At 34.8% G+C, this 14,368-nt stretch carries 19 protein-coding genes and 2 pseudogenes; all 21 read right to left on the bottom strand.

From position 1 onward, the window contains the following. The gene (locus IGJ18_RS02080) at positions 1-570 is read right to left on the bottom strand and encodes a phage scaffolding protein (RefSeq protein WP_160445033.1); all 570 of its coding nucleotides are present in this window, start codon (positions 568-570) and stop codon (positions 1-3) included. A gap of 102 nt (positions 571-672) precedes the next feature. Further along, positions 673-1,836 carry a phage minor capsid protein gene (locus tag IGJ18_RS02075; RefSeq protein ID WP_160445034.1) on the bottom strand — a complete coding sequence of 388 codons (1,164 nt, stop codon included), beginning with the start codon at positions 1,834-1,836 and terminating at the stop codon, positions 673-675. Next, positions 1,836-3,317 (bottom strand): phage portal protein, encoded by a 1,482-nt coding sequence (locus IGJ18_RS02070; RefSeq protein WP_160445050.1) that lies wholly within the window; start codon positions 3,315-3,317, stop codon positions 1,836-1,838. Before IGJ18_RS02070 ends, IGJ18_RS02075 begins: the two co-directional genes overlap by 1 nt. A gap of 59 nt (positions 3,318-3,376) precedes the next feature. Then, entirely contained in the window at positions 3,377-4,717 is a 1,341-nt protein-coding gene (locus IGJ18_RS02065; RefSeq protein ID WP_086324974.1) for a PBSX family phage terminase large subunit, read from the bottom strand. Further along, on the bottom strand, positions 4,704-5,363 hold the full coding sequence (gene terS, locus IGJ18_RS02060) for a phage terminase small subunit (RefSeq protein ID WP_438842800.1): 660 nt from the start codon (positions 5,361-5,363) through the stop codon (positions 4,704-4,706). Before terS ends, IGJ18_RS02065 begins: the two co-directional genes overlap by 14 nt. A gap of 74 nt (positions 5,364-5,437) precedes the next feature. Continuing rightward, on the bottom strand, positions 5,438-5,626 hold the full coding sequence (locus IGJ18_RS02055; RefSeq protein ID WP_438842799.1) for a hypothetical protein: 189 nt from the start codon (positions 5,624-5,626) through the stop codon (positions 5,438-5,440). A gap of 888 nt (positions 5,627-6,514) precedes the next feature. Continuing rightward, entirely contained in the window at positions 6,515-6,928 is a 414-nt protein-coding gene (locus IGJ18_RS02050) for an ArpU family phage packaging/lysis transcriptional regulator (RefSeq protein ID WP_010738232.1), read from the bottom strand. A 610-nt stretch (positions 6,929-7,538) separates the two neighbouring features. Continuing rightward, positions 7,539-8,239 (bottom strand): annotated as a pseudogene (locus tag IGJ18_RS02045) (ORF6C domain-containing protein). Further along, on the bottom strand, positions 8,200-8,349 hold the full coding sequence (locus tag IGJ18_RS02040) for a hypothetical protein (RefSeq protein ID WP_325822054.1): 150 nt from the start codon (positions 8,347-8,349) through the stop codon (positions 8,200-8,202). Before IGJ18_RS02040 ends, IGJ18_RS02045 begins: the two are co-directional and overlap by 40 nt. Positions 8,350-8,419: 70 nt before the next feature. Next, positions 8,420-8,614 (bottom strand): hypothetical protein, encoded by a 195-nt coding sequence (locus IGJ18_RS02035; protein ID WP_325822053.1) that lies wholly within the window; start codon positions 8,612-8,614, stop codon positions 8,420-8,422. Next, a complete protein-coding gene (locus IGJ18_RS02030; RefSeq protein ID WP_160445035.1) occupies positions 8,611-9,141 on the bottom strand; it encodes a hypothetical protein in 531 nt (176 codons plus the stop codon). The genes IGJ18_RS02035 and IGJ18_RS02030 overlap by 4 nt, the downstream gene beginning before the upstream one ends. Continuing rightward, positions 9,138-9,545, bottom strand: a pseudogene (locus tag IGJ18_RS02025) (DUF1642 domain-containing protein); the annotation flags it as partial. The pseudogene IGJ18_RS02025 and the gene IGJ18_RS02030, both read right to left, overlap by 4 nt. 115 nt (positions 9,546-9,660) lie before the next feature. After that, complete coding sequence (locus IGJ18_RS02020) at positions 9,661-9,792, bottom strand: hypothetical protein (protein WP_325822052.1); 132 nt, start codon at positions 9,790-9,792, stop codon at positions 9,661-9,663. Further along, positions 9,789-10,103, bottom strand: a complete 315-nt coding sequence (locus IGJ18_RS02015; RefSeq protein ID WP_160445036.1) for a MazG-like family protein — start codon at positions 10,101-10,103, stop codon at positions 9,789-9,791. Before IGJ18_RS02015 ends, IGJ18_RS02020 begins: the two co-directional genes overlap by 4 nt. 11 nt (positions 10,104-10,114) lie before the next feature. After that, the gene (locus IGJ18_RS02010) at positions 10,115-10,246 is read right to left on the bottom strand and encodes a hypothetical protein (RefSeq protein WP_325822051.1); all 132 of its coding nucleotides are present in this window, start codon (positions 10,244-10,246) and stop codon (positions 10,115-10,117) included. After that, positions 10,240-10,476: a hypothetical protein gene (locus tag IGJ18_RS02005; RefSeq protein WP_160445037.1), complete on the bottom strand. Its 237-nt coding sequence runs from the start codon at positions 10,474-10,476 to the stop codon at positions 10,240-10,242. The genes IGJ18_RS02010 and IGJ18_RS02005 overlap by 7 nt, the downstream gene beginning before the upstream one ends. A gap of 24 nt (positions 10,477-10,500) precedes the next feature. Continuing rightward, positions 10,501-10,860, bottom strand: a complete 360-nt coding sequence (locus IGJ18_RS02000; RefSeq protein ID WP_010738492.1) for a DUF1064 domain-containing protein — start codon at positions 10,858-10,860, stop codon at positions 10,501-10,503. After that, positions 10,857-11,708 (bottom strand): ATP-binding protein, encoded by an 852-nt coding sequence (locus tag IGJ18_RS01995; RefSeq protein WP_014834293.1) that lies wholly within the window; start codon positions 11,706-11,708, stop codon positions 10,857-10,859. The genes IGJ18_RS02000 and IGJ18_RS01995 overlap by 4 nt, the downstream gene beginning before the upstream one ends. Positions 11,709-11,722: 14 nt before the next feature. After that, a complete protein-coding gene (locus IGJ18_RS01990; protein ID WP_325822050.1) occupies positions 11,723-12,481 on the bottom strand; it encodes a DnaD domain protein in 759 nt (252 codons plus the stop codon). Positions 12,482-12,520: 39 nt separating this feature from the next. Further along, positions 12,521-13,396 (bottom strand): recombinase RecT, encoded by an 876-nt coding sequence (locus tag IGJ18_RS01985; RefSeq protein ID WP_438842798.1) that lies wholly within the window; start codon positions 13,394-13,396, stop codon positions 12,521-12,523. Position 13,397: 1 nt separating this feature from the next. Further along, positions 13,398-14,345: a YqaJ viral recombinase family protein gene (locus tag IGJ18_RS01980; protein ID WP_438842797.1), complete on the bottom strand. Its 948-nt coding sequence runs from the start codon at positions 14,343-14,345 to the stop codon at positions 13,398-13,400. Between the last annotated feature and the right edge of the window lie 23 nt (positions 14,346-14,368).

Raw genomic sequence — 14,368 nt, 5'->3', positions numbered from 1 at the left:
TTAATCACCTAATCTTTCTTGAATTTTTTGTACAATACTTTTTCCGTCCACTGTAGCCCCAGCAGGGTTACCAGAGGAAACAATCGTTGGTATCGGCGGAATTGTTTTAGGGTCTTTTGCTTCTTGAAATAAGAATGATTTATTTTTTTGTAGTCCCTTTAATTGTTCGTCAAAACCTTGTAATTTGCCGTCGACAACTTTAATAGTGTCTTTATCTAGTTGACTAAGCACAATTTCTTCATCAAGTGCATTCGCTTCTTTTAAAGCTAGCTTGATGGCAAAATCTTTTTGTTGCTCCGTAAGATTTGCTTCAGCATCTTCTTTCGCTTTATCGAACTTACTTTGTAAATTTGCAAGCTGTCGAGTTAACTCTTCGTTGTCTTTAGTCGCTTCTTTCAAAGCGTTTAACTCTGTTTGATTTGAGTTAAGTTGTTCCTTAAGTTGATCACGCTCTTGTTCTGCAGCAGCAAGAGTTTTGTTCAATTCAGTAACAGTTTGACCATGTAACCCCACAACAGAATTCACTTGTTCATCTGTCAATCCAAGTTCTCTTAATTGTTCTCGCTTCATTTTCTTCATCCTTTCGTTGTTTAACGAGGCTACGCCCTCGATGGATTGAACAGTTTAACGCCGTATTCAGGGCAAAATAAAAAGCCTAATCATTGATTAGACTTAAAAATCATCATAGTGAAAATCTTTCAATAAGGTATTAATAGGTGTGTATACCTTCTCTCTTGCGTAATTTCTACTCAAATACTCATTAGAATCAACTAGAGTACGTAAGCGACTTTGTGTGGCTCTAATCTTCCTTGACCAATCTTTGGCGTTTTCGTCTTGTCCTAGAGCTTCTGAAACCATTCTATTCTTTTTATATTTCACAACTTGTCTTTCTAATTGACGTTGACGACTAGTTAACAGAGCTACTTTCTCATTTTCTTTCGCATCATATTTCGGTTGGTTATTGGTATTTACACCAGGAACAAACGGAATATGTAAATGTTGACAATTAACACCTCTGTGACCGCCAGGGGTACCATATTCAGCATTCCAGTATGGATCGTAGATACTTCGATATTTCCAATTAGATGGCAACTCAGACATTTGCCTTAAATCGACAACGTTTCCTTGTATCTTTGAACATGCTTGTCTTGCTCCCATATGACTTGTTACTACAACTGTATAAACACCATACTCACTCATACGTTCTTTTCTTAACGTGTCATAGGTATTTGATAGGGTAGACTTTAAAACCGTTCGAACATATCGCTCTAGACTCCACGTATGTCCCCCTTTATCAATAAAGGTTGACTTAATCCCTTTTTGAGCCCATTGCTGAATGGTTCTAGCTAAAGCTTCTTCAAACGTAAATATACCACTATTAAATGCAGCCGTAGTCTTGTTAACAATTTCTGTGTACATTTGAGTAGTGGCAGTTCCATAACCGAAGTTGGTAGATAACAACGTTTGATTCACATAATTATTGATATCAGACCAAACTTGATCATGATAAGCTTTCATGATGTTATCTAAATTAGTTGGAATAGGTTTTGTATCATAAGGTAACTCTCTATCTGTATCCCTTATAATCTTGTCACCCGTATTTTCAAACATTCGTTCAATTTCAGATTCAGCAATTCCTGTTACTTGATAAATCACTTTGACGGTTTCCTTATTGAATAAGTGTAGCTCTTGCAGTTTTTCTCTTTGCCACTCTAAAATATCGTCATGTCCGTTGTTTAATCTCTTAATGATAATACGTATTAATTCGCCTTCCAATGATTGATATAGATGCGCCATATTAGAAGACCATAAGTCTAATTGATGAGGTGTAATCATTATTCCTCATCTCCTAGCTCTTTTTTAGTCAGAAATTCCTCAACTTCTTTTGGATCTAGTTCATACTCTTCTTGCAGTATTCGTTGAAACCATTTAATTGCTTCCTCATCCGTCAAATTAAAAATCCCTTTTAAAGCTTCAGTAGTTGGTACTAATTGAGCTGTTTTAGCCTTGCTGTAAAATGCTAATTTTTGTTCTAAACTTTCAAAAATACCATCATCAAAATCTACACTTATTTCCTCAAATGAGGGTATAGCTCCAGAGTATAACTTATGACCTTCATAAACCATCACACTAGCTAGTTCTAAAATAGAAACAATTAATCCCTTGATAAACTTTTCTATTTCGTTACAATGCATATTTCTAGTCCTATAAGTCAGTGAGTTTTGGCTGATTACCTCTGTAGCTGTTTGCATAGATTTGCCATCAAAACTGAACGTTCCTACACTTAACTGTAGTTGTACTTCAAGAGTTTTTAAGAAATAGTTGATAGAAGATATATATTGCTCTGTACGAAGATCACGAGTAATATCTTGTACAAATTCTCTATCGTCTTCCATTCTCATCGGACGATAAATATTAACGTCAGGGTCAAAAATAGGGTGTAGTTGATTACCTTGTTCATCTGGTACATAATCTAATAAATGATCACTAACGACAACTGTACGTTGTCCCATCTTGATTTCCCAATGAAATTGATCGAAAGTATCATTTATTTGTTTTATTGTATTTGTCGCATTATCACAAATCCCCAACCCTAACGGACTATGCAAACTAAAATTATTAAATCCTGCTGGCTTAAGATAATTGAATAAAGGTTTTTGTAGATTTTTAATTGTAGTCGTTTCTTGTAAATCTTTATATTGATTTTTATAACCAAGTGGAACTCTTTTGCCAATAATATTCGAGTTATCAGAACAATAGAGTTCATTGGTAATTACTAACGTTCCATTTGACCATTCGTGAAACTCTAAAAGTGTATAATAAATAATATTGTTTGCCTCAACTTCTAATGTTTTAAACATCATTACACCTTCTGAAATACCGTTAGAGGTAGAACGTAATGGATAAAAAGCATTAGCTAATGCCCAAGAGAATTCCAATTCTCCTGTTTGAGTATCTACATATGGACGAATTGCCAGCCCTCCTGTAGCAAACATAGGTTCTAAGTATTTTGTCATGTTTTTTTTGAAATCATTGTGTTCTAAAACATGCTGAATAAACTCATTTGCTTTAGGTTCGTCGACTTTAATTTCGACTTGTTCATTAAATACCAAACTAGCCATTAACTCCGCTGTCAATTTTCTTATGTTTAATGCCATGTATTTTCTTTTTTGAATTTTATTTGAAGAATTGATGTATTGAATTTCATCGTATTCATTTCTATACTCTTTAAAATCAATTGCGATACGTTCTAGCTCTTTCGTATCAATATTTACTTTTGGATGATCATTGATTGTTGCTAGCGATTGTCCTGTCACTGCATACCCTCCCTTCTTAAATAAGTTTCTTATCTTATCTATAAAACTCATGATGTCACCTACCTTTTGAGTTTCCACTCTCTTGCATTATCAACACAGGCATACTTGAAAGCATCAACAGAATGGTCGAATTCTTTGATAACCTTTGGATCCTCTGATTCTAAATAACGTTCATCAAATTGGTATCGCTTATGTTCTTCTATAAACAAATTTAAACTGTCACAATTACTCAACCCTGTTTTTATGGTTGGTTCAAAATAATAAAAACGTCCTTGCGCTAATAAGTCATGGACGTAATCAATCATATCTATATTTTTTTTCTTTGCTACAGGATGCCATCTTTTTCCAAAATCCTTAGTATATTGATTACGCAACCCACCTTCTGCGCTATCAATTGTTCGCTGTCTAATTGGTGCATTTCCCACATAGGAATGACGAGAAGTTTTTGTAATAAATTCATGTAGCTCTTTTGATAAGTCACTTGGTGCTTTTTTTATTGCTCTTCCCTGTGGGCTGTAATAGTACATATTTAATAGAATAATATTTTCTTTTGCAGTCAGACCAAAACACAAACAAACAGTTGCAGATGTCTGGTGTCCAACATCCGTCGCATAATATAAAGCTATAACACGATCATCCGTTGGTAGCTCATCTAATCGTTTAAACAGATCAATATTATAAACATTTGTTCCTAAGCCCACAGGCTCACCCAAATATAAATATCTATAATAATCATAATCATTTTCTTTAATACGATTTATCTCTTCTAGCATTTGATCTGTAACAAAACCTAATTCATCATTTAAGTAGCTTGATTCATGAATCAAATAACTAGGTTGATTTTTTAATTTTTCAACCCATTCATTAATCCATGAATAAGGATCCCTAGGTGGATTATAACTCCAAAAAAATTGAACAGTCTTTGCTAATGGATGCTTTTGGCGCATAAATGTTGTATTTGATTGATCAAACTCTTCTGCATTTTTAAACTCGGCAGCTTCTTCATACCATACCGCAATAATATTTCCGATATCATTTGATTTCAACTTTTGAAAATCATCTTGACCGTAAAAATAAAAAGTTGATCCTGTTTGATTATGTGTAATTTTAAATGGCGAAACGGTACAAGAAAAATCATCCATTATACCGAATTTATTTAATGCCCATTGTATTTTTAAATAAACACTATCACGAATTGTATTTGCAACTTTACGTATTATTACCACATTCGCTTTTTCATTCAAGAGAATGTATTTAATCATCGTATAAACTAGTAGTAATGCAATGACTGAAGACTTAAACGAGTTTCTTCCACCTTTTAGAATATTGTAAGGTTTATTAGATTGCCAAACTGATTTAAAGTGAGGATTAACTTCTTTTTGTATATTAATTTTGCACATTGGATTCACTCCAAGAATCGATAATTGTAATCAAACTACTTATTGACTCATTATCAGGAATTGAATGCTTTATTTTCATAATTTGCGCATCTATCAATTCCAGCTTTTTACGTCTTTCATCCTGTTCATCAGCAATAGCTACAAACTGCTTTATCAAATTAGACAATGTACTCATCGCTCTTGACTGCGCATTTAAAAAGTTTGCTTGTTTGTCCCATGCATATTGAATAGCATATTCTTCTGAGCTACCAGAATCGCTTGAGGACCATTTCGAAACTTCTTTTGATAAATCTTCTGACCCAGAAACATACATGATTTTCTGCGCTCTGATAATAGCCGTGTACTGAATCATAATGTTATTCCAGATAATATCTTCTGGCTTAGAGGTTGCAACCTCATTCATGATTTCTAACGTTTCAGAGGGTAACCAATTAGCAAAAAGACCATGTTTTACAGCGTTTTTATTTCTGACAGGAGCTCCCTTGTTATTAGGTATGGTTGCGTCCTTGGTTGCAACCTTTTCTTGCGACCAATAACGAGATTTCCATGACTTTACCGTACTAATTGATACATCGTATTTATCGGCTATTTCCCTGTATTTTAAGCCTTTTTCATAATCTTCTTTGGCTAATTCGTATTTTTTCACATGTGATACCACCTCACTTTTTGCAACATTTGTTTTGTAAATTCAAAAACAAAAAGACCACTCAACGAGTGATCTCAATTATACTTTTTATTTTTAGCTTTCTTATCTTTCATGGAAGACTTTCTCTCTTTAAAAATCAATATTAATTCTAAAATACCCATTAGAAAAACAATTATTAGAGCCGGTACTAAAAACCACCAACTAATATCTATATAATCAAATAAATTAAGCCATATCGCCAATATACAAACAATAAATAACATTTTTGATTCGCACCTTTGAATTTTTTTAGTAATTTAACACACACTAAAAAGAAATTCTTATTATTTATTTCCATTACATACAAATAAATAATAGGGATACTAAATAAATTTTGTTAATATTACTGTTAGGTAATGTTTGTTCCTTCAAAATTTAAAAATGAATAACTAAATAAACGCTCACATTGTTTAGTCTGCTGGTTAATAACATTACCTTTCCTCTTAAGTTTTCCTCTATTCTTAAGAGGAATTTAATTTTTATTATCTTTCCTTACTCTGCAAAATATTAGTATTATGTCTTACTTGTTATACATATGTCTTTAAAATCGCAATAACACAATAATACTTGAAAATCTTTTACCATGGTTATTGGATTGCAAATGAAGAAAGGAATTTTTCATATGCCTAATTATGTTATTGATACAACACCTACAAAAAATAATACTCACATACTACATGAAATAGACTGTCCATATGCCCCTGACAAAAATCATTCGATTGAAATTGGATACTATATAGAATGTTCATCAGCGCTCCGATATATTCGTATCAAAAAACCAAATTTAAATGTTTCTGGATGCAAATACTGTTGTCGTTCTTGTTGCAGTAAAAAATAATTGTATTGCTAGCTATCTTTTGAGGATAGCTAATTTTTTTATATCAAAACAGACAGCAACCAGTTGATATAGATAAATAATGGAAAGTAAAGGAGGTTTTCACTTCCTTTTTCGTATTTTTGTGATTAGTTGCTGTCTATCAAAGCATAATTACAACGATAAGGGAGACTGCCTCCCTTCGCTTATTTTGTCGAATTACTAATCTTTCGACACTATCATAATATCACTGGTAAATGGCTAAAAACCGCCATCATTCCGCCAAAAAACCGCCAAATTATTTATAAGCAATTTTTTCCCCATGTCTATATGCTTCTGCAAACTCTATCAGAGCTTCAGACTTCATCCGTTGAATGCTTCTTTCTGAATAACCTACTTCACGACTAATCCTGTAGTTTGAGAAACTGTCTGGCACACAGAAACTGTAGTAGAGTATCTGACGACTAATTAGACTAAGCGCCATCAAAGCCCTCAAAATCGCATCTCTTTCTGCTTCAGCATCTGCTAATTGGATCATGGCATCTTCTGCTTTGTTTCCATGACTAGGAGTTTTAGGCATATCTGTTATAACTGGTGACTTAATATCTATCAAAGAGCGACCTGCTATACGCTCTAAACGTCTAAAATTCTTTAAAACATTTCTGGCATTATCTCTTGTTTGTTTGAAATCTACTTCTCTTAATAAATTCATCAAGCAAAATCACTCCTCTATGTGATATACTAAAATTGTGGAATGTATTAAATTTTCAGGAGTAATATATGCCTTTTATTTCATTGTTAACTATCTATATTCCCCTACCAACACTAATGTTAATGTTCAATCGCCTTGCTCACGAGCATAATACTACTACAGTGTTACTTAAAATTTTGTTACTACTACTTGTAACTATTGATTACAAAATTAGTTTTTATTGGATACATAATTATAAAGTAAAACAAAGATATTATCTCTGCCTATTAGTGCTTAACTTATTTGAGTTTTTCATCCATTTTTACCTAAATCTGCAATATCAGACAGCCAATCTAAAAATGATTTGTTCTTACCAGGCATTATTACTTTTCTGTATGATATTTTTCCCTCTATCAAAGACATTCAAAAATTATATTTTCGAAGAAAAAAATAACTAATAATTAATTGTTCTTTTTACTTTTCTTGTAAATGGCATTTTCTTTTGTTTTATGTCGGTTTCTTTGATCATTACAAATCACTCTAAGGTATGTTATAATTGAGAAAGGATTTGTTACAACTCACCATTCTATGTAGCGACAGCCAATTTCGGCTGTCTATTTTTATGTTCTTTTTACCACAAGCTAGAAATTCCGTTCGCTTGATTAATCCTAGCTTGTAATTCTAAATCGGGTTTCCATTTTGGGATTAAATCTATAGCTTCTATAAATCTAGAAATCTAGCTTTTGGAATATCCATATAAGAAGCCACATCAAATACTGCTTTCAATTGATTGTAACAATTACTGAACGCAGCTCTGTTTATGCTCTTATTCTTATAGGCATTACTTTTCTTGCCACCTAGTATTTTTATTACTGTAGATCGAACTAATCCCTGTATTTTACGACGTTGACTAGAATTGATGATCGTTTCCGTTTCTAATTTATCTAATCGTTCATTTACTGCTGCTAAATTTCGTTCATGTTTTAGCGCTGTTTCTAATAGTAATTCGGTATTACTGATCGGTGGCATTGCTTCCTTCAATTGATTTTCCATTTGGTTGAACCGTTCAATGTAAGCTACTGCAAATTGTGTACCTTTGGCTCCTGTCATTCTGGTTGAATAAAGCTCACAGCCTTTTTTAGTTAACAAGTAATTTGGTAGTTCTTTATTTTGAGAATTTGTATACGTTGATTCGATAAAATAGGACTCGTGATTTTTCACGCCACCGATTTGTTTGATGATATTTCGAATATCTTTCAACACGTTGTCATGTGTACGCCCCACCATTTTCGCTACTTCATTACTCGTAATCGTTTGTTCAATTGTTTCCATCTGCTTACTTCTCCCTTCTTCAAGAGCTTTGCGTTAGCCGTTCCATTCTGAATTGCCTTTTGTTCCAAACGGCGTTTTTTCTTCTTGATTTTCGATTTCGTCTTTCCCATTATTTCTTGTTCTCCTCTTGTATGATTACTAGCATAGAAACGAAAAGTACAATAAAGATAAAAGGATAGATCATTCCGCTTCCTCCAATCGAACCGCTGGACCACATGCCACAGAGTGATTAAATTCATCGATTCTCTTTTTTAGTTCTTCAACCTCTTTTGAATCAATTTTTTGATTTAATGAGTAACTGCTACTATTCCAATCGTTGAATGAGTCCATCCAGCCTTGTTCGTCGTTATCTGTTTTAATGATTGTGTTTTTCATTCCGCTTTCTCCTGCTCTAATCCCCACTGAGCGAATGCTGCTAGAACTTCTGCCTCTTGTTTTCTAGTCAATCTTGCAAGTGCATTTCTAGCTTTCAATAATTCCTCAGCTCCATCTTTTTCAAGCCGAACAGGTGAAATGGATAGTGAATTAAAGAGAGAATGAATCGCTTTTGTTAGTGAACCTTCTGAACCTGCATTGATTTTCAGTTGCTCCAACACGATTTGCTGGTTGTCGTCTAACTGTGATTGCTGACTTGCTACATCATACGTTTTCTCAAAAATATCCGGTTTACATGGATAAATCTCACCTTCTCCCCCTCTAATAATGTAGTCACCTGTTTTAGCAACCATTATCCCTTCTAAAGTTTTTATTTCACACCATGCATCTTGCGGATAATTTTTACCGAAATTATAGGTAATAATTCTGTTTTCTGATACAGCATCCCAAAACCATTCTTCCCCTATAAGCCCTCTTGAATTTAATTTAAAAGCTTCAATAACTACTGGTTTCTTTCTATATTTCATCCTTCTATCACCTCTTCCACTGTTCCACCGATTTGTATAGCATCCATTTCGGCTTCTTCTCTAGTCTCATATTTAACACGTTGAGCTAAGGCACCTGGAGCATCATCAATAACATAGGTCACTTTAGTGTCATCAAAACCAGAAAAATATCCTTTGTCAATTTTCACGCAGTACAACGGCTCTTTTTCGACCTCGTAGCCGTCTTTCATACGAATGAGTGTTTCGATTGGTTTATTTTCAGCAACATCTAACCAATTCTCAAAATCTGTCTTGTGTGGCCATTCTTCATTGTCTAATTCTCTGATTGCCATAAAAATCGCTAAATCCAATGCATCTTTATTATCTTCAAACCACTCCGCCACAAACTGAGGCACAACTGGCTTCTGCGGTTCGTCTAGTTGTTTGATTAGTTCTAATGCTTATTCTAAACCCGCATATTTCCCATCATGAAAATCAGTTATACCTTTAAAGTCTTCCATGCTACCTACAAGGCTTGCTAGTTTATCAATCAACTCCTGTTTATTCATCGCCGTCCTCCATATTTTCCAAAATAGTAGCTTTCTCTAGGCCTTTTCGTTCTTCAGCAGTTGCGAAAATTATCAGATAGCTTCTCAATCGACGAATGGCTGTTCTGATCGATATACGTTTCATTTGCTATCCTCCAGTAAATCTTCTAACTTCACAAACACGCCAGCAATCATTACACCTTTACGTCCTTTGATTTCGTTGTACGCTTGATTTAGACATTCATATAGGTCCATATCATTTTGCATCGCAAGAATTATTAAGGTAACCACTACGTCACCGATTCCGTCTCTTAAACCATGTTTATCTTTTCTAGCCAAAGCCGACGCGACTTCGCCGACTTCTTCGACCGTTTTAAGCATTTGCTTGCTAGATTCTGCTTGATCCAATCCTTTGTCTTTTTCCCACTGCTCTACTTTTGCAATCAGTTCGTCCATTATTTTTCCTCCTAAAAAATCATTTGCCAAAGAAGTACGCCTAATTTGACTACTCCTGCTAATACAAGCATTGCCATTGCTAAAATAAGTCCACATCCTAAAAAAGCTGATGCGATATTTAGTAAACCTTTCATATCTAGCATTCCACAGCCCTCATTTCTGTAAATGGAACAATCGTTTTCCCGTGGTATCCAACTGCTAAACCATCATCGTCTGGATGAGTACTATCAATCGTTACCATCGCTGAATTGTCATAAACATGTTTTACATATCCCGAAAATGGATAAAGCCATGGTGTCTCTCTATTTGAATCACAACAGAAGCATTCAACCTCTTGGTTAACTTCTGGAATGAATTTCTTTTTTCTGCTCATTTTCAAACCTTCCTAACCTTTCTTTTAAAAACGCTCTTCCTTGAACGTCTTGCCATATTTTTTAGCTAATATCAACGGCACTTGATAACGATGGCAGAACAGTTTCGCTTTGATTTTAAAATCTTTTGTCTGCATTCCTTTGACATCTACAACTTTCACAAGCTTACCGTTTTTATAAAACGTGAAGTCAGGAATATACTCGATTTTACGGTACTTCTTGCCTTCCAATTCAAATTTTGGCAATAGTTCAAATTTTTCCTGAAGCTTTACTTTCCAGCCGTTTGCTTCCGCTTGCCATACTGCCAGATCATAATACTCTGCTTCTGCTACAGAATCGAATTTGATCCCACGATGAACCGTTTTTCGATTGCGGTATTTGTTCATGCTGTCGCTCCTTTTACTGGTTTTAATCGTTTATCTGCTGTTTGAGAAAATACCATCGTAAATCCATCAGAATTGACAAACATTCTTGATGTCGTCCTCGTACCGTAGGCTTCTTTCAGTTCTTTGCCAAGCAAGTTCGTTGTGATAATCGTTGCTAAGTTTTGTCGTGCATCCAAAAATGAATTTAGCGTGTTTATGCCAAACGCTCGACTTTCCGATGCATCTTTTCCTAATTCTGATCCGATATCATCAATGACAACTAAATCCGCTGTTTTGATATCTGCAATCAACGAGCCTTCAATCGTTTTTCTGAGTTCAGGATTGTTGTACGAAAACTTGATTTGATCCAGCATTTCCTGTAATCCGATAAACAAGATTTTCTTGTCGTAGTTTGAGCGCTTCAAAACTTCCCAAGCCGCTGCCATCGCTAGGTGACTTTTACCTGCTCCCTGTTTGCCAGTTAAAACAAGGTGACTTGGATTTCCTAACAAGACTGAATTAACAAAGCGTTTGGTTACTTCAACCGCTTGTCTTGTTTCTTGATCAACGATTTGATAATTCTGCAATGTACAATCAAACATCGCTTTATTAGGCACGACAGAACCACCTTTGAAAAAATTGATAGCTCTTGCTTTCAGGCTTTCGTTGTACATTTGCTCTGCTTGTAAGTCTTCCTGAACTCGCAATGCTTTATACCCACATTGCATACAGGTTGGTTTACAGCGCTCTGAGCCATCAGGATTCTTCGTACGCCAGCCATACAAGGGCTGTCCGCATTCAGGACATTCGCCACGTTGGACAAGCACTTTCTGTATCAGCTTTTCCATGATTTCTCCAACGGTTTCCATGCCTACGCCTCCTCTCAAATAGGCAACTCATCTGTGCTAAATTTCTCGTATTCAAGCGTTTTATTTGCATTTCTAGGCGATTTTGAATAATGACCTTGCAAATACTTTTTCACTTTCTCAACGGTGTCTAGTTGCTTGTTTTCCCAACTTTTCAGCACTTTATCGAGATAGTTATAATTTTTAGCACCATTTTTCAGCATTTCTTCAATCGCCATGATGACAATTTCATCTTGTCCTTGAAAATCATTTACCCAAAAACGAATAGATTCTAAGACCATTGGTGCTTCTGCTGGATTCACTTGATTTAACCAATAACCTGTTGCGCTAATTTCTGAATGAAAATCTATACTAGATCCAGAAGCATTTACAGTGTTGTTTTCGTTTTTGTTTTGTTTATGTTTATTTAATGTGCTACTGTTGCGCAACTGTGTTGTATACTTTTGTGCTACTATTTCGCTACTATGTTGTACACTCTCTTGTAAACTATTTGACGTATAAAGTTTACATATATGATAAGAGGTTGCTTTTCTTCCATTACTTCGGAAATCAATCAACCCTAATTGTTTAAGGATATTTCGATTTTTATTTATTCCTTGGCGTGAAAGACCGGACAAAGTTTCAAGCGTTTGATTACTTGCCGTAAACCACTCACTCCATCTTGCTTTATTGTTTATGCTCATCAATGCGCGCCATAAAGCAATTTGACCAGATGAAAGTCCCTGATTGTACATTAAATAATCGTCAAACGCTAAAATTTGTCGAATATAGTCCATCATCACTCCTCCTTAGACAAGCGAGGGGAAACTCCCTCGCTATAGTGGTGGATTCATATCATCGAACAATGAATCATGTTGTTCGTCTGTATTTGCTGTTTCTTCGTATTCATCAAACGCTGATGATACGTCTTCCACTTTTTCTGCTTCTTTACGTTCTGGTATATCTTCTTCAACATTTGTATCGGATAAAATATCACCATTCTCATTGATATCTTTTACGACATTTTCATCAGTTACCGTTGCTTTTTGCATTTCCACTGATAGAATTCCCCATTTACTCAACATATTTCTTAAAACAGTTTTTTTGGCCATTGCATCAAAATCCTTCTTCCAACCAAAGTCAGATTTACTAAACTTTAGTTTATGCAATTCAATTTCTTGCTTTGTCCAATAAACAGTTTTTTTGAACCCATTCAATAATTCAAAATATCCAACATACCCAATGACTTTGTCAGATAAACGACCTTCTGGATCAAATTCAAACTGTTCCGTCAATCGATTCCAACCTCTTAATTCGCCTTCATATACTTCGATAACATTCAAAGACTGATATTGACCCGAACGTTGTGCTAACTGTATATATCCTTTGTACCCTAACTGAAATTGGGCTTTTCCTTTATATGGAATAATCCATGCGTATCCTAAATTTTTATCCACTGGTAAATCTAAGGAAGCGGCAACCATTGCACTAGTAACAATGCTCATTGGATCAACAGAAGATAAATAAGAATCGTTATTTACCAAATTTAATACACTTGCCATGAAACCATCAGATTTCTCTTTCAATACTTCTTTAAATTTATTTTTCATTGTCGGTGTATTCATTAGAGCTTTAAGCCCTAATTTAGAAGGATCAACTGCTTGATTATTTTGTTCTGTTAGCTGATTCTTTAAATCTTTACTTGTTGCCATATCACTGAATCTCCTTTATCACTAATCTATTTGAAGTTGATAAACTGTAAATTTCCTCATCTTTCATCACATATGGATATTTCTCTGCTATTTTCTTCAAGTCTTTTCGTTTAGAAACGACTGATTTTAAACAAATAATCCGATTAGGTGTGATACCTGTAGAGGCATTCTTTATTCCAAGTTCCTGGATAATTTGATTGTCGATTTGTCGAATACTCTTCTCTAGTTCCTTCTTATTTTTGAGTAACTCTTCTTTTTGATCGAGTAGAACATCATAATCGGCATGAAGCATAATTTCAGTTGAATCTAATTCCGAATAACGTTCTTTTAGAAAATCTGACGTTGCTTTACTTCCATCGATCAGTGGCTCTTCTCCGCCGATAATGTTCGTTTCCCAAAAATCAACTAACCGTTCTGTGATGATGTCAATCAGTTCTTGATCTCGTTCAACTCGTTTCCATATAAATCTTTGACCACCAATCAACACAGCGATATAACAATAATCCTTGTTCAAAACATTCATGTAATGTTGCACTTGACACAAATAACTAAGTGGCACTTCTTCTCCTTCCCATTCTTTGCTAAGAAATTGATTCGCTGTTTTACATTCAAGAATGGCATTTTCTCCTACTACATCACGGTCGATATTGGCTCTTAAAAATGGATGTAACGGATGTTCAAACATTTGGTTTCTTCTGCGTACTTTTTTGCCTGTTCGTTCTTGAAATTCTTTGGCAACAACTTCTTCTAAAACATTGCCCCAATAAGCTGGTTCGCTTTCTGAATCTTTCAATTCAATTTGACCCGTTTTCTCAAGCCATAATTGATAAGGGGATTTGTATTTATTCAATCCAAGTACTGTTGCGACATCAGAACCACCAATACCTCTTTTGCGGTCTTCGAGCCATTCTTGATGGCTCATGTCTAAAGTTGATTTACTCATCTTCATCCTCCTCGTCGATTGGTGCTTCA

It is taken from the genome of Enterococcus sp. AZ078 (assembly GCF_051714985.1).
GTDB classification, from domain to species: domain Bacteria; phylum Bacillota; class Bacilli; order Lactobacillales; family Enterococcaceae; genus Enterococcus_B; species Enterococcus_B hirae.
The sequence above is the reverse complement of the archived record's forward strand: the minus strand, read 5'-3'. Positions and strand labels throughout refer to the sequence as shown.

Coding starts and splice junctions, on each gene's coding strand:
- IGJ18_RS02080 (WP_160445033.1), bottom strand. CDS start 570: ATGAAGCGAGAACAATTAAGAGAACTTGGATTGACAGATGAACAAGTG.
- IGJ18_RS02075 (WP_160445034.1), bottom strand. CDS start 1,836: ATGATTACACCTCATCAATTAGACTTATGGTCTTCTAATATGGCGCAT.
- IGJ18_RS02065 (WP_086324974.1), bottom strand. CDS start 4,717: ATGTGCAAAATTAATATACAAAAAGAAGTTAATCCTCACTTTAAATCA.
- IGJ18_RS02055 (WP_438842799.1), bottom strand. CDS start 5,626: ATGTTATTTATTGTTTGTATATTGGCGATATGGCTTAATTTATTTGAT.
- IGJ18_RS02050 (WP_010738232.1), bottom strand. CDS start 6,928: ATGAATTTATTAAGAGAAGTAGATTTCAAACAAACAAGAGATAATGCC.
- IGJ18_RS02040 (WP_325822054.1), bottom strand. CDS start 8,349: ATGGGAAAGACGAAATCGAAAATCAAGAAGAAAAAACGCCGTTTGGAA.
- IGJ18_RS02035 (WP_325822053.1), bottom strand. CDS start 8,614: ATGAAAAACACAATCATTAAAACAGATAACGACGAACAAGGCTGGATG.
- IGJ18_RS02030 (WP_160445035.1), bottom strand. CDS start 9,141: ATGAAATATAGAAAGAAACCAGTAGTTATTGAAGCTTTTAAATTAAAT.
- IGJ18_RS02020 (WP_325822052.1), bottom strand. CDS start 9,792: ATGAAACGTATATCGATCAGAACAGCCATTCGTCGATTGAGAAGCTAT.
- IGJ18_RS02015 (WP_160445036.1), bottom strand. CDS start 10,103: ATGGACGAACTGATTGCAAAAGTAGAGCAGTGGGAAAAAGACAAAGGA.
- IGJ18_RS02010 (WP_325822051.1), bottom strand. CDS start 10,246: ATGCTAGATATGAAAGGTTTACTAAATATCGCATCAGCTTTTTTAGGA.
- IGJ18_RS02005 (WP_160445037.1), bottom strand. CDS start 10,476: ATGAGCAGAAAAAAGAAATTCATTCCAGAAGTTAACCAAGAGGTTGAA.
- IGJ18_RS02000 (WP_010738492.1), bottom strand. CDS start 10,860: ATGAACAAATACCGCAATCGAAAAACGGTTCATCGTGGGATCAAATTC.
- IGJ18_RS01995 (WP_014834293.1), bottom strand. CDS start 11,708: ATGGAAACCGTTGGAGAAATCATGGAAAAGCTGATACAGAAAGTGCTT.
- IGJ18_RS01990 (WP_325822050.1), bottom strand. CDS start 12,481: ATGGACTATATTCGACAAATTTTAGCGTTTGACGATTATTTAATGTAC.
- IGJ18_RS01985 (WP_438842798.1), bottom strand. CDS start 13,396: ATGGCAACAAGTAAAGATTTAAAGAATCAGCTAACAGAACAAAATAAT.
- IGJ18_RS01980 (WP_438842797.1), bottom strand. CDS start 14,345: ATGAAGATGAGTAAATCAACTTTAGACATGAGCCATCAAGAATGGCTC.